Source organism: Acinetobacter sp. YH12069, assembly GCF_013419675.1.
GTDB classification, from domain to species: Bacteria; Pseudomonadota; Gammaproteobacteria; order Pseudomonadales; family Moraxellaceae; genus Acinetobacter; species Acinetobacter amyesii.
The window spans coordinates 1-18,729 of the sequence record NZ_VOZS01000012.1 but is presented as its reverse complement, the minus strand read 5'-3'; the positions used below and the strand labels follow the sequence as shown (position 1 = coordinate 18,729).

Genomic DNA, 18,729 nt, shown 5'->3' with positions numbered 1-18,729 from the left:
CCTCACCAAGTTTAGGCATTTTCACGGTATGATAGGCGCGTTCTATTGATCTTGAATATTCATGAAAACCCTATTGTATCTTTGTGCGGCAGTCTGTATTGCACTGGCATGGCTGATTCCGATTCATTACCGACCTTGGGCCACGTATACCGGTGAGCTTTATACCTTCTTTGCTCTGTTTGCCTTAGCGGCAACCTTCTTTAAAGAAAAGCTCATGGTGGCAAAAATTTCCTTGCCCCTGTTGCTCTTAGCGCTGATCCCCTTCATCCAACTGGCTTTTGGGCAGGTATATTATTTTAGTATCGCCTTGCTCTGTATGCTGTTTGTGTTCAGCTTCTGGCTGTGTATCAATCTAGGTTTTAGTCTCTCGCAAGGTACGGAAAAACGCGAAAAAACCTTCCTATACCTAAGCTATACCTTTGTTGCTTCTGGGGTCATGACCGGACTCATCGCAATATGTCAGTGGTTAGATTTCGACTCGTTTCTTCCTTTTGTGATGAAAATTAGTGGAACTACGCGCCCATTTGCAAACTTTGCTCAGCCAAATAACATGGCCACGTTTCTGCTCATGTCCTTGTTAGCCTGCTTATATGTTTATGAACAGCAAAAAGTTAAAACCCGCTATTTGGTCACTTGTGCAATTCCTATTTTAATTGGGGTCGCACTCAGCCAATCTCGCACCTCTTGGGTGGCAAGTATCTGTGTCCTAGTCTATTTGGCTTATGCACAGTACAAAGATTATATCCGTCTTCGCTGGTTTTACAGCTTGGCCTGGTTTATCGGCTTTGTGGCACTGATTGTATTGATGCCAAAATTAAGTCAAATCATGAGCCAAATATCCGACATGAATATTCAAGAAAGTCGTGACGTAGCCGAACGTGCTGGTGGCGATATGTCACGTTTAGCCATTTGGCAACAAATGGCGCATGCCGTGGCTGCACAGCCTTGGTTTGGCTATGGTTGGCATCAAACCAGTAGCGCTTTTGTCTCGATCTCTGACACGGTACAAGGGCCTGTATGGATTCGTAGCTCACACAATTTTATTTTGGATTTCTTATTGTGGAATGGCGCCATTATTGGTGTGCCGTTCTTGGCCTATTTCGCTTATTGGGGCATCCAATTACAGAAGTTAGCCAAGTCTGCATTATCTGTGATTGGCCTATTGATGGTCGGTGTCTTCGTTATTCATGCCATGTTGGAGTTTCCGCAAAACTACGCATATTTCTTACTGCCTGCGGGTTTTATTATTGGGATTCTTCAAGGAGCGAAGCCACAGACGGCTACTTTGAGCCTGTCTCCGTGGTTTATCCGCATTGTTTTCGTGATTGGCGCCGTGCTGATTACGGTGATTTATCGTGATTATGCCAATGCAGCGATTCAGCTGGGTCAGGCATCAAAATATGAAAAAACACCGGAGAAAATCACCAACCATGAGCCGATCTATTTGCTCACGGAATTTAGACATCGGGTGGCGATTATTCGTTTAAATCCGTACTCCATCGTTTCTGAACAAACCATTCAGGATACTGAAAAATTGGTTCGCAGCTACCCAGCGAAATACCACATCATTAAATATGCACGTTTATTGGCCTTTAATGGTCGTGAGGCTGAAGCACGTCATCAGCTACAGCGTCTTAAAAATATCTATAGGCTCGACATGAGCTATGAGAGTTTATTACTACCTATAGCACAGCCGAAACCTTAAAACGCTCATTAAAAAAGCCTGCAATTTTGCAGGCTTTTTTATAGCTAAGTTCAAATCACAGCGAACTCAAGCAAATCATATCAATTAATCAAATAAACGGTCGAAGAATGATTTTTTCTTCGGAGATGATTTATTGTCATCGCCATCCATCGTGTCTTGTAACTCTTTTAACAATTCACGTTGACGAGCCGTTAAATTCACTGGCGTTTCCACCACGATACGGCAGAGTAAGTCACCAGTCATGCTGGTACGTACAGGTTTCACACCTTTACCACGTAAGCGGAACAATTTGCCAGTTTGAGTTCCTTCAGGTACTTTCAAGCTCACACGACCATCGAGTGTCGGAATTTGAATTTCTTTACCCAATGCAGCATCTGCAATACTTACAGGCACATCCATATATAGGTCAGCGCCATCACGTTGGAAGATTTCGTGTTCACGTACCACCACTTCTACATATAAGTCGCCTGCTTGGCCATCACGGATCGCCTCGCCTTTGCCACTTAAACGTACGCGGTCGCCATTATCCACACCTGCAGGAATGGTCACTTCTAAAGTTTGCTGACGGTCAGAAACCCCTGAACCATGACATTTATTACATGGGTTCTTAATAATTTTACCTTGACCACGACATGTGCTACAGGTTTGCTGCACAGAGAAGAAGCCCTGTTGCATACGCACTTGACCTGCACCATGACAAGTTTTACAGGTTTCGACGTCGTTTGGATTTTTAGATCCTTTACCATCACAGGCATCACATGGCGCTGGCGCAGTAAAGGTAATGGTTTTTTTCACGCCTTTTACAGCTTCCTCAAGGGTAAGCTCCATAACATAGCGTAAGTCTGAACCACGGCGTGCACGTTGCTGACCACCACGGCCACCACCGCCAAATGCGCCACCGAATATGTCACCAAACTGACTAAAGATATCTTCTGCGCTAAAACCGCCACCGAAGCCACCGCCGCCGCCCATGCCGCCTTCAAAAGCTTGATGTCCCATACGGTCATACATACTACGTTTTTCGCTGTCCGATAAAACTTCATATGCTTCTGCAGCTTCTTTGAATTTTTCTTCAGCTTCTGGGTTATCTGGATTACGGTCAGGGTGATACTTCATCGCCAACTTACGGTAGGCTTTTTTAATTTCATCATCACTTGCGGTTTTAGATACACCTAAAACCTCATAATAATCACGTTTAGCCATGTCTGGCGATGCTCCTCACGGAATTTAATTTAATACTTAACTGTGGTCTGAAATTGGGGAATCAAACCATTTTTTCAAGGGGTAGGCAGGAAAAAAATAAATCGACTTAGAAAACAGCCTTATTTTTAACGAATTTGGATAGACCTTGGATCCATGCATTTAATAGATACAAAAAGGCAATCGCAGCAAAGATCACACCAATTACCGTGCATGCAGTCACCCAAAGATAGGTGTCCCAATAATAGAAAAATAAAGGAATAAACCACAGTGCGGCAAAAATGGCCATCATGGAATAAATCACGACGGTGCGCATGACCCAAAGCGCTTGGGCTTGTAGCCAAACTTCTGCAGAATCGATTTGAGTCACTTTGCGTGCAAAGCCGTAGGCAAATACACCACTAATCAGGGTAAATAAAGCGAAAAACATGAAGACATAAGAAATCGCAACATAACGGCGATACTTAGCTAAACTCTCTGCTGTCATCTGTGATTCAACCCCGTACACCACAATATGCCGCGCTGCACTTGTGGTAGTTTTACTTTTTAAAAATGTCTTTGTAGATCAGGTGTTACTATAGAGAAAAATTCAATATTTCGCACCCAATATTATGACACTTTTAAGGATTCTGCTGAGTTTTTTTCACTTTAAACCACTGTGCATACAACGCAGGTAAAAAGAACAAGGTCAGCAGGGTCGCCACGATCAATCCGCCCATAATCGCCACGGCCATTGGACCGAAGAAAATACTGCGAGAAAGTGGAATCATCGCCAATACAGCGGCCAATGCAGTCAGCACAATTGGACGGCAACGACGTACAGTCGCATTGATAATCGCATCCCAAGCCGACTCCCCAGACTGAATATCTTGTTCAATCTGATCAATCAATATTAAGGAGTTGCGCATGATCATGCCTGACAGTGCAATCGTGCCGAGCATTGCCACAAAACCAAAGGGTTTATTGAACAATAACAGGAATAACACCACGCCAATAATGCCCAAAGGTGCAGTTAAAAATACGATCATCGCCCGTGACATGCTGCGTAGTTGAATCATCAACAAAGTCATGACAACTGCGAGAAATAATGGCATGCCCGCATTTACAGAAGTTTGACCTCGTGCTGACTCTTCCACAGTGCCGCCTACTTCGAGTAGATAACCATTCGGCATCTCTGCACGTAACTGATCAAATGAATCTTTTAACTCACCCACCACCGTTGCAGGTTGCAATTTACTGCGAATATCCGCGCGCACAGTAATGGTCGGTAAACGGTTACGATGCCAAATCAAACCTTCTTCAAAGCTATACTCAATTTTCGCAATCTGCGCCAATGGTACTGAACCACCATTGCTGGTCGGTACAGCCAAACTGCTGAGCGAACCGACATCCAATCGCTCCGCTTGATCACCACGCATCCGAATTTCAATCAGCTCTCGTTTCTCACGATACTGATTAATCACTGCACCACTGATTGAACTATTCAGGAAGTTCGACAGATCTAGACTGGAAACCCCCATTTGACGTGCGCGATCTTGGTCGATGTCCAGTTTAATGACTTTGCTTGGCTCACCCCAATCCAAATGCACATTGGTGGTGTTCGGATTTTCACTGACTTTTGCAGACACCCGTTGTGCCCACTCACGCACTAAGCTTAGATCTTCACCCGACACGCGGAACTGCAATGGATAACCCACAGGTGGCCCATTTTCTAAAAGTGAAACCCGAGTACGTACTTCAGGTAAGAGCTTACGAATTTCTTCTGCTAATGACTGGCGGATCTCATTGCGATCATCTAAAGATGAAGCCAATACCACAAACTGAGCAAAACTGGCTTGGGGTAACTGCTGATCTAGAGGTAAATAAAACCGCGGCGAACCTGTCCCCACATAAGCCACAAAATTATCAATGCCTTGTTTTTTCGACAAGAACGCTTCGACTTTTTTTACGGCCGCTTCTGTGGCCTTCAGTGAGGCGCCTTCCTCAAGCTTTAAATCCACTAAAATTTCAGCACGGTTTGACGGTGGGAAGAACTGCTGTGGTACGGTTTTAAACATTAAAATCGATAACACAAAAATGCCAACCGTCGCGGCAATCACCGTCTTGCGATAGGTCACACAAGTGTCGACCCAACCACGGAAACGTTGATAAAACGGAGACTGATAAGGATCATGATGTTCGCCGGCATGATGCACCATCGGCTGAGGTTCGGGCTGCTTACGTAAACGTGCCCACAGGCGCTGATACCACGGGGTTTTTTGTACTAAGTCTTTGTTGAAATCGGGTAGTAATTTATCCCCCAGATAGGGAACAAACAGTACTGCTGCAAACCATGACACCACCAATGCAATGGTGACCACTTGGAAAATCGAGCGGGTATATTCGCCTGTGCTCGATGCGGCTGTGGCAATCGGCAAAAAGCCGGCCGCAGTAATCAATGTTCCTGTCAGCATTGGAAATGCAGTGGTCCGCCATGCATGTCCAGCGGCTTGTAACCGGCTATAGCCCTGCTCCATTTTGATCGCCATCATTTCGACGGCAATAATCGCATCATCCACCAATAAACCGAGTGCGAGAATTAACGCCCCCAAAGAAATCTTGTGCAACCCGACATCAAACATCTGCATGCCAGCAAAAGTCATGGCCAAGACCAATGGAATGGAAAATGCCACAACCAATCCCGTACGGAAACCCAAGGAGAAGAAGCTCACCAATAGGACGATAATCACGGCCTCAGCGAGGACTTTCATAAACTCATTGACGCTGCGCTTCACGGCTACAGGCTGATCCGACACTTTCTTCAGTTCCATGCCCAAGGGCAAGGTTTTTTGCAGGCGGGCAAATTCTGTTTCTAGGTTTTTACCCAAAGCCAGAATGTCACCACCTTTACGCATCGACACGGCAATGCCTAAACCATTTTCGCCCATAAAACGCATACGCGGCTGTGGTGGATCACTAAAGCCGCGATGTACATCAGCCACATCACCCAATTGAATGGTTTGACCATTCACCAATAAGGGCATCTGACGCAGTTCATCAATGTTTTGTAAATTGCCGCTGACACGCACTTGAATACGGTCTGAATTGGTTTCAAAAAATCCGGCACTGGCAACCGTATTTTGCTGCTGCAAGGCTTGTTGAATCGCCGTCACAGGTATGCCCATTTGCGTGGCTTTGGTGTTGGAAATTTCAATCCAAACTTTTTGATCTTGCAGACCAATCAAATCCACTTTCGCAACATCTTTGACCCGTTGTAACTGGAGCTGTAAACGGTCAGCATATTCCTTCATGGTGGCATAGTCAAAGTCTTTGCCGGTCAGCACATAGATATTACCGAAGGTGTCACCAAACTCATCATTAAAGAAAGGACCTTGCACCCCAGATGGCAATTGATGGCGAATATCATTGACCTTTTTACGCACGGTGTACCAAACATCGGGGACTTGCTGCGAACGTAAACTGTCCTTGGCCACAAAGGTCACCATGGATTCACCCGGACGTGAATACGCCATAATGCGTTCATACTGCCCCGTGGTCATCAGTTCTTTTTCAATCCGATCGGTGACCTGTAGTGAAACTTCTTTTGCCGTTGCACCAGGCCAATAGGTTTGAATGACCATGACTTTAAAGGTAAATGGCGGGTCTTCACTCTGCGACAATTTGGAATAAGAAAATATCCCAACGATGCCCAGTAGAATCATAAAATAAAGGATTAAGCCTTTATTTTTCAGTGCCCACTCAGACAAGTTAAAATTCATTATTTAACTCCTGTCTGAATGTGTACCGCACGATTTTCACGATCAACGGGTTGTATTTTTTGTTTTTCGCGGAGCAAATGCACGCCGCCAACCACCACAAAATCCCCTGCTTGCAAACCACTGAGTACGGGCACGCTGTCACGTCCGTATTCGCCTAAACTTACTGGAACTTTACGTACCGTATTATCTGCATTGACCACCATCACATACGCCTGCTGACCACTCGCAGACACACTCGATAACGGCACATGCAAAACATTCTGCTGTGCTTTGGTTAAAAATACCCGTGCACTTTGCCCCAGTTGAATGGCGCTATTGCCTTCACGCAATGCCACCTTGACACTATATGTACGAGACTGATCGGCAGCAGGACTAATTTCACGTACATAGCCTGCAAATTTTTCCTGTGGTTTAGACCACAAGGTGACCCATGCATCCTGCCCTGTTTTAATTTCAGTAACCGCTTGTTCAGGCACACCAATGACCACTTCACGTTCACCAGCTATCGCCAATTGAAATGCCGGTTGTCCTGCTGCAATCACTTGACCAATCTCAATATTGCGCTCAGTAATAACCCCTGTTTTATTGGCAATTAATTGGTTATAACCGGTCTGATTACGACTCACATCATAATTTGATTGGGCTTGCTTTAAGTTCGACTGTGCCGCTTTATATTGGTTTTCCACCGCATCGTACTGCGAGCGACTCACAGCATTGACTGGCAATAATTGCTTAAAGCGTTTTAGTTCATCTTCAGCAATCTGTGCAGCGGAACGCGCACTTTCAAGCTGTGCTTGTGCTGCATTCAGTTGCAACTGTGCATCTTTGACGTCTAATTTTGCCAAAACTTGCCCGACTCGGACTTGGTCTCCAACATCGACATAGCGCTCAGTGATTTGACCGCCAACCCGAAAAGCTAAAGCTGTTTGCTGGCGGGCTTGTACATCACCCGCATAACTTTTTTGTTCAAAATGTGTGGCGCCCGGCTGAGTCACCATCACAAATGGCACTTCCTGTTCCGTTTGGGCTTTATCCTTGCTGCATCCCCATAAGGTCACACTGCAAACGATAATCATGCTGACAACTGTGGTCTTAATCGTACTCATGAAGTTCGCTCTTAATAAAAAGTCTTTTTTAGGGCAGAATATTATTCAATTAATTTGGTTATTTTTTAATTAATAAACCATGCGGTACATTAATTAGATTAATTATCCGAAATCAATGACCTTTTCGCCTTTTTTGGAATTTTTTCAGCAAATGAATGTCGGCCGCCCAAAAGACTTAGAAAAACGACAACGGATTTTAGAGTCTGCAAAACAATTATTTTTAGAAATGGGCTATCACGGTTGCAGCATGAATCAGATAGCGCAACATGCAGGGGTCACCAAACTGACGGTCTATAACCATTTTCAGGACAAAGCCACCTTATTTACCAGTGCGATTGAAGATACCTGTGAATATATTTTGAACACCCGCCCGCGACACCTGCACAGCGAAAGTCATTTTATGCAGGCTTTCATTGAAATTTGTGAGTTGGGGCTGAACATCATGAATTTGCCAGAAGCCATTAAACTGGATTTATTACTCTTGGAATTAGCTGCCGAACACAGTCCCTTGGTGGAACAGTTTTTCCGTGCCTCACATTTGAAAATGCGCCAAGTCTGGGAGAATTTCTTTCAAGACGCAGCGGCTTTAAATTTCATTCAGCAGGATAATCCTGCCAGACAAACTGAACTGATTGTGTCGCTACTGATGGGACTACGCCATCAAGAAGTCTTATTGGGCATGCGCCCAGTACCTGAAACAGCAGAGCGACAGGCCATTATTCACTCTGCCATCGACATCTTTATGCTGAAATATCAACTCGGCACACAGAGCTAAGCATTTTCTGAAATATTTCAAGGCTAAACTGAAACAAATGGCATAGCTATTGATCATTTACCTAGAAAAATCATCCGACTTTTGTCTGTACCCCCTTTTGCCACGGCACTTTCGGGGTATAGTCGAGACAGGAATACGCGGAGAAATAACAAATGATTCAACAAATTGATGCTCCATTACGTGAAGACGTGCGCTTACTGGGCAATTTATTGGGTGAAACCCTAAAGCAGCATGCAGGACAAGATTTGTTTAATCAGGTAGAGCAAATTCGTGCTTTGTCTAAAGGCGCGCGCGATGGACAAGTTGAAGCCGAAAAACAGTTAGAACAATTATTTTTAAATTTAAAAGATGAAGAAATTCTGCCACTGACCCGTGCATTTACGCACTTTCTCAACTTTGCCAATATTGCCGAACAATACAATGTGGTGCGCAGCCGTCGCCAAAGTGAGTTTGATAAGCAGGCACCCTCACCGAATCCACTCGATCATTTATTTGAAAAATTTAAAAGCAATAACATCAGTGCGGACCAACTGTTCCAACAAATTTGTGAATTAAAAATTGAATTGGTACTGACTGCACATCCAACTGAAGTCAGCCGCCGTACCTTGATCCAGAAATATGATGGGATTAATGATTGCCTGTTTAAAATGGATCAACAAAAACTTACGCCACGCGAACGCAAAGCCGTACTGGATGATTTAAAACAACTGATTTGCTCGGCATGGCAAACGGATGAAATTCGTCAACATCGCCCGACGCCTGTCGACGAAGCTAAATGGGGCTTCACGACCATTGAACAGACCTTGTGGAATGCTGTACCCAAATTCATGCGTGAATTGGATGGCATGGTTCAAGATCATTGTGGCAAGACCTTGCCTTTACATGTTGCCCCTGTGCGCTTTGCGTCATGGATGGGCGGTGACCGTGATGGTAACCCAAACGTCACCCATAATATTACTCAAGAGGTGCTGTGGCTTTCACGTTGGAAAGCTGCCGACCTGTATTTACGCGACATCGAAGACCTGCGTTGGGAACTTTCGATTCAAGAATGCAGTAAAGAACTCAGTGATGCTTTGGGCCATTTCCACCCTGAACCGTATCGTGAATACCTGCGTGATGCACGTGAACGCCTCAAAGCCACTCGTCACTGGTTGGCACTAAAACTCCGTGGTGAAGATGCGGACGATAGCCAAGTCATTAAAAGCCGCCATGAACTGCTCGATCCACTATTGGTTTGCTACCGTTCACTGATTGACAGCGGTTTACCTGAAATTGCCAATGGTCAGTTACTCGACTTTATTCATCGGGTGAATTGTTTCGGTATCGAATTACTCAAACTCGATATTCGTCAGGAATCCACACGTCATCGCCAAGCGATTTCTGCCATTACTGAATATTTAGGTTTAGGCAATTTTGAAACATGGACGGAGCAAGCCCGTCAAAACTTCTTGATTCAGGAACTCCAAAGCAAACGACCTCTGCTACCGAAGTTTTTAAATGAACCGAAACAAAGCCTGATTGAACATCCGGATGTACAAGAAGTCTTTGCAACCATGCGCACTTTGGCAGAGCAACCACCTGAAAGTTTAGGGGCTTATATTATTTCCATGGCCGAACATCCGAGTGATGTCTTGGCCGTATTGTTATTGCAAAAAGAAGCCGGCATCAAACAAGCGCTACGTGTCGTGCCACTGTTTGAAACTCTAAAAGATTTGGATGGTGCCGCCCGTACCATGAATACCCTATTCAATATGCATTGGTATAAGCAGCATATTCAGGGTAAACATGAGGTGATGATTGGCTATTCAGACTCTGCCAAAGATGCGGGCTTTATGTCGGCAAACTGGGCACAGTATCGTGCGCAGGAAGAATTAACCGCGGTTGCGAAAAAACATGATGTACAACTGACATTATTCCATGGCCGTGGCGGTTCAATCAGCCGTGGTGGTGCGCCGACACAGCAAGCGCTGTTTTCACAGCCACCAGGTTCGATTTCAGGAGCGATTCGTGTCACAGAACAAGGGGAAATGATTCGCTTCAAGTTTGGATTAGAAGGTATTGCCTTACAAAACTTAGAAATTTACACCGCTGCGACCTTAGAAGCGACCTTATTGCCACCGCCTGAACCGAAACAGGAATGGCGTCAGCTCATGCACAGCATGACGGATCTGTCGGTACAGGTGTATCGTCAAACCGTGCGTGAAAATCCGCATTTTGTAAAATACCTACGGACTGTAACGCCAGAACTGGAACTACAAATGTTACCGCTCGGCTCACGCCCAGCCAAACGTAAAGTCAGCGGTGGAATTGAGTCATTGCGTGCGATTCCGTGGGTATTCGCATGGACTCAAATTCGTTTAATGCTACCTGCTTGGCTCGGTACAGGTGCTGCGATTAATCAGGTGATTGATCAGGGTCAAAAAGCAACCTTAGAAGAAATGCTACAACAGTGGCCTTATTTCCAAACGTTAATTGATATGTTGGAAATGGTCTTGTCTAAGGCTGATGGCCATGTGGCACTATATTATGAGTCTCATCTGACAGATGACGCAGACCTCAAACAGTTGGGCGAAGAGTTACGTCAGCGTTTACGTGATGCGGTACAAACGCTATTAGCACTCAAAGGTGAATCGAAATTACTCAGCAGTAACGATGTGCTCGACCAATCCATGAAGGTGCGTAAGCCTTATTTATTGCCGCTACATTTACTACAAGCCGAGCTAATGAAACGCCGCCGTGCATACCTTGCCGAGCGTCAAGCTGAAAATACCCCAGTCGACCATGCGTTGATGGTCAGCATCGCGGGTATTGCGGCAGGTTTGCGTAACACTGGCTAAATCTTCCAAGTTTTCAAAAAGCACACAGAACTGTGTGCTTTTTTTTTGACCAGTCATATTGGTTTTAATTTATTTTGGAATATATAAAATAAGAAAAATTTATGAAGAATTGGCTCCAAGCCTATTTGATTAATTGCATGATTTAATGCCTTTTTTACACCCTTAAAACTTTTACCATTTGGTAAATTTACATGTAAAGTCATGTAATTAGTTTGAACAAAATATTTTTAAAAGAGATTAAATCTTCTAAAAAACAAGAGTATGATGTGCACAATTTATCTATTGAGTGCTCATTTTATGTCCAATTGGTTTCCCAAATGGCGCCCGTACGAAGGCAATATTGATGCACGTCCTGTAGGTACAAATGAGTACCTACCTCCGGTGCAAAGTGTTGTATTGGGGATACAACATGCCTTTGCAATGTTTGGTGCAACTGTCCTTGCGCCATTTTTGATGGGCTTTGATGCCAACCTTGCGATTTTAATGTCGGGGATCTGTACCATCCTGTTCTTCTTTATGACAGGTGGTCGTGTACCAAGTTATTTAGGCTCTAGTTTTGCCTTTATTGGTGTGGTGATCGCGGCAACCGGTTATGCAGCGTCAGGTACTGGCGCAGCAAATGCCAATATCGCATTGGCTGCTGGCGGGATTATGGCCTGCGGTATTTTATATGCCATTTTTGGTTTTATCGTGATGGCAACGGGTACCCGTTGGATTGAAAAACTCATGCCACCTGTCGTTACAGGTGCAGTGGTGATGATTATTGGTCTGAACCTAGCCCCAGTGACCATTAAAGGGGTTGCCGGTAATAACTTTAATATGTGGATGGCTTTAGTAACCGTACTATGTATGGGTTCAATTGCAGTGTTTACGAAGGGCTTGTTACAACGCTTATTACTGTTGGTCGGTCTATTACTGGCATATTTGGTGTATTACATCATTTCCAATGTCATGGGTCATGGCACGCCAATCAATTTCGTTCCCGTACAAGAAGCCGCTTGGTTTGGTGTTCCGCACTTCCATTCACCTGTTTTTGATTTCAATGCCATGCTGATCATTGCACCGATTGCGTTGATTTTGGTTGCAGAAAACCTTGGTCATATCAAAGCTGTGGGCGCGATGACAGGTGAAAACCTCGATCCGCACATTGGTAAAGCCTTCGTTGCAGATGGTGTTGCAACCACACTTTCAGGCGGTGTCGGCGGTCCGGGTATGACCACCTATGGCGAAAATATTGGTGTGATGGCAGTAACGCGTGTTTACTCGACCATCGTGTTTGTATTTGCAGGTGTATTCGCCATCTTCCTTGGTCTTTCTCCAAAGTTTGGTGCAATTATTCATACCATTCCGCAAGCCATTTTGACAGGTGCATCGATTGTTGTATTTGGTCTAATCACCATTGCTGGTGCGAAAATTTGGATTGAAAACAAAGTTGATTTCTCTAAAAACAAGAACCTGATGGTGGCTGCAGTGACCATTATTTTAGGTACGGGTGACTTTGCATTACAATTCGGTAACTTCAATCTAGGTGGTATTGGTACCGCAACCTTTGCAGCCTTGATTTTGAACTGGTTCTTTAGCTTAGGCGATAAATCAGAATAAGCCTCCAAAGCATTAAAAAAAAGAATACAATATTCATTTGAAAAGCGGCCGAAAGGTCGCTTTTTTTTATAGCTACACTTTCGGTAAGATAAGGCATTAGCCAAGGAATACACCCTATGCGACTGGATTTGTTCGACCTTCAATTGGTGCTGCACATTGTAGACAGCGGCAGTCTGACCAAAGGCGCTGCTCGTTCTGCCATCTCGCTACAAGCAGCCAGTGAACGGATTAAAAAACTCGAACAGCAATACCGCACAGCCCTGTTCACTCGCCAAGCCAAAGGGGTCAAACTGACTCTTGCCGGTCAAACCTTGGTTGAACATGCACAGCGCATCTTAGGTGAGGGGCAACAATTAGAACACGCGATGCTGCCCTTTGCCCATGGGTTAAGTTCCAATATGACCTTATGGTGTAATTCATCTGCACAAAGTGAATATTTACCGGTCTTGTTACCACGTTATTTGCTTGAAAATCCCAACACACAAATTGAGCTGCATGAAGCCGAGTCTAAAGACATCATTGCAGCGATTGAACAAGGCAATGCACAACTAGGTCTAATTTCGGGTTTCTTTAAATCCGAAAAGTTACAAACACTTGAGTTTGCAAATGATCCTTTGGTACTGATTTGTCCTATAACTCATGAATTGGCCTCGATATCTAGCGTCAAACCCGCAGAGATTTTAAATTATTCCTTTGTCGGTTTGATGCAATATCATTCCTTGCAACAATCGATCGAGGCTCAAGCCAAATTATTCGGCTGTGAAATTCAGTATCGGCTACGTTTGCCGAACTTTGCCGCGATCGCGCAAGTGGTGGCGAATGGTGTGGGCATTGCCATCATGCCAAAACGTGCGGCCCAACGATTAATCAGTTTATATGCCTTTGCCCAAGTTGAGCTCAGCGGCGACTGGGCCAATCGGAAACTGCTCCTCACCGCACGTAATTTTGATGATTTACCCTTAAATTATCAGCATTTCAGTCAGTTTCTACTGTCACAAAAATCTACTTTAGATGGCCAAGTCTAGGCTTTAAATCACGCCAAACTGGTGCAGCATCATATAGCCACCGAGGGCAATCAACCCGATAAAAAACACCTTACGGAATTTTTGTTCTGGAATGCGGTAACGGATTTTTTTCCCTGCCCACATGCCAATGAGCGCAGGAACCAGTGCCATGGCTGACATGGCATAATCAATCGGAAGATCTTCCACAGGATTTTGCTGTAAGAACACTGCCAAACAAATAGTCGACGTGGTAAAGGCCAAACCGAGTGACTGTACGAGATCATCGCGTTTCAGTTGCAAACCTTGCAAATATGGCACCACAGGGATCACCACCACACCTGTCGCAACAGTCAGCGCTCCACCAAGATAACCGATCATTGGAGATAGCCATTTTTCATGTGGTGCAAAGTTCGGCAAGCTTTTGGCACAAAGCCCATACAGTCCGTATAGTGCCAACATGCCCCCCAGTAAAGCTTCACTTTTAAATTCACCATGTCCTAAAGTTGGAAAAATACTCCAAATTGAACCGACGATAATCCCAAGTAACAAGGGCCAAAAGCGTTGAATTAGGCGCAATACCTGCCCTTCAGCAAATAGTTGCCAAAAGTTGGTGACCATAGATGGAATGATTAATAATGTGGCTGCCTGAAATGGACTGATCACAATGGTAAGTAAGCCCATCGATACCGCAGGCAGGCCTAACCCAATCGTGCCTTTAATCAGACCTGCAATTGCAAAAACTGTGATGACGAACCAAATCATGGCGAAACTCGCTGAAGAATTGGTTCTATGCTATGCAATTCAGGCGCTTTGAAAAATCAGTGTTTTTGGAATAGAGCCTCAATAAAAAGTTGAGGCTAGGTTATAGCGTCTAAAGCAGATAGCGTAGATGGGCTAAACAAACTCTTCTGATTTTGAATAAGTTATAAGCGTATTGGTTGAATAGTAATATAAAAACCGTTCCAATATGCTGTTTACTGGAACGGTTTTCAATAAGATATTGATACTTATAGTAAAATTTCAAGAATTTCGTATAACGTGTATTATGTTAATTTTAGTAGAACTTTAAAAATGAAAAAATTAGAAATTATCTTTTTCGTAATTTTAATTCTAATTATTTTATGGGGCATACAATGGATGTTTCATGGCTTTCCAACAGGAAATTAAAATCATACTTCGCATCAAAATAAATAGTGTTATATTTCAAAAGGTTATGTTATAAAAAATCGGTGGCGAAAACCCAAAAAACCGACTTGTTTCCAAGCCGGGTTTCTACTGATTTTTTAACTTTTTATTTTGCCCACAAAAATAGCACCCAAATAACGAGTTTTATTTGCCATTTGTTGTGCTATTTCTTGCTCAAGACAAATAGGTCAAAATTTTAATCCAGAAATTCGGAAATTTCCTCAGCAGTTGTTCTCGCGGTCCTTGAAACACCCACCAGCGTTGCTGAACCAGGTCCAGTCCATTCACCATATCCTACTAACCATAGGTTGGGTTGTTTTACTGATCTTGTTCCTTCAACCAGTATCGTATTATTTTCCTCTACTATTCCAAGTGGCTTTAAATGGTCTAAAGTCGCTTTAAATCCAGTACACCAAATCACTGCATCAACCTGTTGAAAAGATCCATCTTCCCAAATCACGCCATCTTCTGTAAAAGCCGAAAACGGGCGCTCACTATGTAAAACTCCTCGTGAACGTGCATCTTTGACTGAATCAATCATGACAATATCACCTAGACCGCCAACAGGCTGATCTATTGTGCCGCCTTCTAATTTTGCCTTTAAACGCTCTGTCGCACGTAAAAATAGTATACGGCCATCAACATCATCTGCTAAAAATTGAGGAGGTGTTGGCGTGATCCAAAGAGTGTCTGCCACTTGGGAAACTTCAGCCAAAATTTGTGCTCCGGAATTTCCACCACCGATAATCATGACGTGCTTATCTTTAAACGGTTCTGCATTTTGATAATGGGCGGAGTGTAATTTCAGCCCTTTAAAATTTTCTTGGCCCGGGTAAGATGGGATATAAGGATGACTCCAGGTGCCCGTTGCACTGACTACAGCCTTGGCTTTCCATAACTGTTCACCTGCATGCACACTCAATGCCTCTCCTTCGCTTTTGACGTGATCAACATATATAGGACGAATAATCGGAAAGTGGTAACGCTGCTCATATTGCTGCAAGTATTCAATAACTTCTTTCTTGGTCGGATACGTTTGTTCTGTATTCGGCATAACCCAACCTGGTAAGGAACTCCAGCTATTCGGTGAAAATAGACGCAAAGAATTCCAGGCATGTAACCAGGCTCCACCTGCTTGATTTTGATCATCTAAAATAATGAATGGTATTTTTTTTCGCTTTAAAAAATAAGCCGTAGATAAAGCAGCCTGCCCACCACCGATAATGATCACATCCGTTTCATTCTGTTTATGATTCAAAGCCCTTTCCCCTTTCATTTTTCTTTAATATAAAAAACCAGTTGCCGGAGCAACTGGTTTTTTATATTAAATTTCAATAACTCAATTTACTTATTTTTTTCAATTAACTCAGCTATTGCTGGAGCTTCTAATACTTTACCGCTTGAGACAATTTTATCATTAATGACTAGACCAGGCGTACTCATCAAACCTGTTTCAGCAATCTTAATTATGTCCGTGACATACTCAATTTCAGCTTGTACCCCACTGCTTTTCACTGCTTTTTCTGTCGCTGCTAGTAAAGCCTTACATTTATGACAACCTGTACCCATAACTTTAATCTGCATTTCTAATCTCCTGAGACTGCTTTTTTATATAAAGAACTGACCAACTAAATTTAGACTATATCCAATGATTAAAACACCAACAAAAACAATCGCGACAAAAAGGCTGAGCAATTGTTTCTTCACGACCTGTTTTAACAAAATTAACGATGGCAGAGAAAGCGCTGTCACCGCCATCATAAAGGCCAAAACTGTACCTAAGCCCACACCTTTAGCTACCAATGCTTCTGCGATAGGTAAAGATCCAAATATATCTGCGTACATCGGCATGCCGACCACAGTCGCAACAAGCACTGAATACCAATGGTCTTGCCCTAATAAGGCAGTAATCCACTGCGTTGGAATCCAGTTATGAATCGCAGCACCAATACCGACACCGATCAAGACATAGATCCAAACTTTCCGGAAGATTTCGACCACCTGCTCCCAGGCAAATTCGCGACGCTCTTTCGCGGACATTTTAAAATTTTCATCATCTTGCACCGCATTATTGTGCGTTACAAATTCAGCGACATACCTTTCCATTTTGAAAAAGCTGATGAGTGAACCACCTAGGACTGCCAGAATCAGACCAAGTACCACGTAGATCATGGCAATTTTCCAGTTGAAGATACTCGCGAGTAAAATAATGGAAGCTAAATCGACCAAAGGAGAGGAAATCAAAAAAGAGAATGTTACGCCGACAGGTAAACCGGCCCGAGTAAAACCAATAAAGATAGGAATAGATGAACATGAACAAAATGGGGTAATGGTTCCCAGTAAGGCACCCATGATATTGGCTTTAATCCCTTTCATGCGTCCCAGAATTTGTCGGGTTCGTTCTGGAGGGAAATAGCTCTGGATATACGACAGTGAATAGATCAGGACACTTAAAAGTATAAAAATTTTAATGACATCATAGATAAAAAAATGCACGCTGCCACCGACTTGCGTGGCAATCGATAAACCTAAGATATTTTCAACGAACCAGGCAACTCCATCTGATAGCCATGTCATTTTCAACAGGACGCTATTTAACCATGCAAAGATTGCAATAATACTGTCCATTTAAATCCCCCTAACCTTGGCCGACTAAAAGTGTTTTAGTGAATGAATAGAGCTGTTCGGTACAAGGGATATTTAGTGAATAACGCATCCAGCGTCCATCTTTTCTTCCCTTGACTAGACCTAATTCAGTCAGACACTTCATATGATGGGAGAGCGTAGATTGCGTAATTGATAAATTTTTCAATAGTTCACAGGCACAACATTCACCTGAATGCAGTGTTTGTAAAATTTTAACCCGCGTTTCATCGGTTAAAGCTTTATATAAATTACAGGCCTGAAGATTGTTCAATCTACACTATCCTTAAATGGCTCTAATGTAACCAGTATGTAAATCATATTGATTATTGTCAATGTGACATGGGAAATAAAAAAAACCATTTTTCAGGGCCTTCACAATAAATTATGTTTTTATTTTAAATACTTACCATTTTCCCCAATAATGAATTTTCCATCTTCTTTAAAAAAAGTACCTAACTGTGCCAAAGGAATATCTAAAACCACTTAGGATGGACGATACAAAATATAGGGTTTCTTCACGTACTACTAAATGTCAGATGTCTATGAAACATGATATTTATGGTTCATCTCACAATGTTCAGCATAATCGATTGATTCTAGCTGTACAGTCACATGATTGAGATCAAAATGATGATGCAAAAATTCGGTAATTTCTGCGATCACGGCATCTGACGTGTGCTGAAATAAAAGTGATTTTCTCACTTAAGATTTACACACCACTTATAAGCATGAATATTCAACTAAAGAGGATTCTATTTAACATAATAGAGGTTATACGAAATGCTTTTGTAAGCCCAAAGTAGAAATGTCCGGTTTCTCCAAAGTAAAAATGTCCGCTTTTAGAATATGCGCTTTTGCGATTATCGAAGCGGACGGTTTGATATGTTGGTGTCTATGTCGGATAAAGAACT

14 protein-coding genes are annotated in these 18,729 nt (G+C 43.3%); 5 read left to right on the top strand and 9 right to left on the bottom strand.

Going from position 1 to position 18,729, the window contains the following annotated elements; translation table 11 throughout:
* Positions 1-61: 61 nt before the first annotated feature.
* Entirely contained in the window at positions 62-1,705 is a 1,644-nt protein-coding gene (locus FTU16_RS10365) for a PglL family O-oligosaccharyltransferase (RefSeq protein ID WP_180163205.1), read from the top strand.
* Between the two features lie 84 nt (positions 1,706-1,789).
* On the opposite strand, the gene dnaJ is transcribed toward FTU16_RS10365, so the two are convergent.
* The 4 genes from dnaJ to FTU16_RS10345 form a co-directional block, all read right to left on the bottom strand.
* A complete protein-coding gene (gene dnaJ, locus FTU16_RS10360) occupies positions 1,790-2,908 on the bottom strand; it encodes a molecular chaperone DnaJ (RefSeq protein ID WP_111885156.1) in 1,119 nt (372 codons plus the stop codon).
* A gap of 106 nt (positions 2,909-3,014) precedes the next feature.
* On the bottom strand, positions 3,015-3,392 hold the full coding sequence (locus FTU16_RS10355) for a hypothetical protein (protein ID WP_180163204.1): 378 nt from the start codon (positions 3,390-3,392) through the stop codon (positions 3,015-3,017).
* 133 nt (positions 3,393-3,525) lie between these two features.
* Entirely contained in the window at positions 3,526-6,663 is a 3,138-nt protein-coding gene (locus FTU16_RS10350; protein ID WP_180163203.1) for an efflux RND transporter permease subunit, read from the bottom strand.
* A complete protein-coding gene (locus FTU16_RS10345; RefSeq protein ID WP_180163202.1) occupies positions 6,663-7,769 on the bottom strand; it encodes an efflux RND transporter periplasmic adaptor subunit in 1,107 nt (368 codons plus the stop codon). Before FTU16_RS10345 ends, FTU16_RS10350 begins: the two co-directional genes overlap by 1 nt.
* Before the next feature lie 151 nt (positions 7,770-7,920).
* Between FTU16_RS10345 and FTU16_RS10340 the strand changes: the two genes are divergently transcribed.
* The 4 genes from FTU16_RS10340 to FTU16_RS10325 all read left to right on the top strand — a co-directional run bounded on the left by FTU16_RS10340 (position 7,921) and on the right by FTU16_RS10325 (position 14,008).
* The gene (locus FTU16_RS10340) at positions 7,921-8,544 is read left to right on the top strand and encodes a TetR/AcrR family transcriptional regulator (protein WP_111885152.1); all 624 of its coding nucleotides are present in this window, start codon (positions 7,921-7,923) and stop codon (positions 8,542-8,544) included.
* A 152-nt stretch (positions 8,545-8,696) separates the two neighbouring features.
* Positions 8,697-11,381: a phosphoenolpyruvate carboxylase gene (gene ppc / locus FTU16_RS10335; protein WP_180163201.1), complete on the top strand. Its 2,685-nt coding sequence runs from the start codon at positions 8,697-8,699 to the stop codon at positions 11,379-11,381.
* Between the two features lie 297 nt (positions 11,382-11,678).
* Positions 11,679-12,983, top strand: coding sequence for a solute carrier family 23 protein (locus tag FTU16_RS10330; protein ID WP_180090300.1), 1,305 nt, complete (start codon positions 11,679-11,681; stop codon positions 12,981-12,983).
* Positions 12,984-13,099: 116 nt separating this feature from the next.
* A complete protein-coding gene (locus FTU16_RS10325) occupies positions 13,100-14,008 on the top strand; it encodes a LysR substrate-binding domain-containing protein (RefSeq protein WP_180060171.1) in 909 nt (302 codons plus the stop codon).
* 3 nt (positions 14,009-14,011) lie between these two features.
* Here FTU16_RS10325 and FTU16_RS10320 read toward each other — a convergent pair whose 3' ends face one another.
* The 5 genes from FTU16_RS10320 to FTU16_RS10300 all read right to left on the bottom strand — a co-directional run bounded on the left by FTU16_RS10320 (position 14,012) and on the right by FTU16_RS10300 (position 18,089).
* Positions 14,012-14,749: a sulfite exporter TauE/SafE family protein gene (locus FTU16_RS10320; protein WP_180009544.1), complete on the bottom strand. Its 738-nt coding sequence runs from the start codon at positions 14,747-14,749 to the stop codon at positions 14,012-14,014.
* A gap of 619 nt (positions 14,750-15,368) precedes the next feature.
* Entirely contained in the window at positions 15,369-16,430 is a 1,062-nt protein-coding gene (locus FTU16_RS10315; RefSeq protein WP_020846547.1) for an ArsO family NAD(P)H-dependent flavin-containing monooxygenase, read from the bottom strand.
* 86 nt (positions 16,431-16,516) lie between these two features.
* Positions 16,517-16,756: a thioredoxin family protein gene (locus FTU16_RS10310; RefSeq protein ID WP_180056121.1), complete on the bottom strand. Its 240-nt coding sequence runs from the start codon at positions 16,754-16,756 to the stop codon at positions 16,517-16,519.
* A gap of 24 nt (positions 16,757-16,780) precedes the next feature.
* Positions 16,781-17,800, bottom strand: a complete 1,020-nt coding sequence (locus FTU16_RS10305; protein WP_180056120.1) for a permease — start codon at positions 17,798-17,800, stop codon at positions 16,781-16,783.
* A gap of 10 nt (positions 17,801-17,810) precedes the next feature.
* The gene (locus FTU16_RS10300) at positions 17,811-18,089 is read right to left on the bottom strand and encodes a metalloregulator ArsR/SmtB family transcription factor (RefSeq protein WP_004871185.1); all 279 of its coding nucleotides are present in this window, start codon (positions 18,087-18,089) and stop codon (positions 17,811-17,813) included.
* Between the last annotated feature and the right edge of the window lie 640 nt (positions 18,090-18,729).

Bases quoted from the DNA above. Each gene is read 5' to 3' on its own strand.
- FTU16_RS10365 (WP_180163205.1), top strand. From the start codon at position 62: ATGAAAACCCTATTGTATCTTTGTGCGGCAGTCTGTATTGCACTGGCA.
- dnaJ (WP_111885156.1), bottom strand. From the start codon at position 2,908: ATGGCTAAACGTGATTATTATGAGGTTTTAGGTGTATCTAAAACCGCA.
- FTU16_RS10355 (WP_180163204.1), bottom strand. From the start codon at position 3,392: ATGACAGCAGAGAGTTTAGCTAAGTATCGCCGTTATGTTGCGATTTCT.
- FTU16_RS10350 (WP_180163203.1), bottom strand. From the start codon at position 6,663: ATGAATTTTAACTTGTCTGAGTGGGCACTGAAAAATAAAGGCTTAATC.
- FTU16_RS10345 (WP_180163202.1), bottom strand. From the start codon at position 7,769: ATGAGTACGATTAAGACCACAGTTGTCAGCATGATTATCGTTTGCAGT.
- FTU16_RS10340 (WP_111885152.1), top strand. From the start codon at position 7,921: ATGAATGTCGGCCGCCCAAAAGACTTAGAAAAACGACAACGGATTTTA.
- ppc (WP_180163201.1), top strand. From the start codon at position 8,697: ATGATTCAACAAATTGATGCTCCATTACGTGAAGACGTGCGCTTACTG.
- FTU16_RS10330 (WP_180090300.1), top strand. From the start codon at position 11,679: ATGTCCAATTGGTTTCCCAAATGGCGCCCGTACGAAGGCAATATTGAT.
- FTU16_RS10325 (WP_180060171.1), top strand. From the start codon at position 13,100: ATGCGACTGGATTTGTTCGACCTTCAATTGGTGCTGCACATTGTAGAC.
- FTU16_RS10320 (WP_180009544.1), bottom strand. From the start codon at position 14,749: ATGATTTGGTTCGTCATCACAGTTTTTGCAATTGCAGGTCTGATTAAA.
- FTU16_RS10310 (WP_180056121.1), bottom strand. From the start codon at position 16,756: ATGCAGATTAAAGTTATGGGTACAGGTTGTCATAAATGTAAGGCTTTA.
- FTU16_RS10305 (WP_180056120.1), bottom strand. From the start codon at position 17,800: ATGGACAGTATTATTGCAATCTTTGCATGGTTAAATAGCGTCCTGTTG.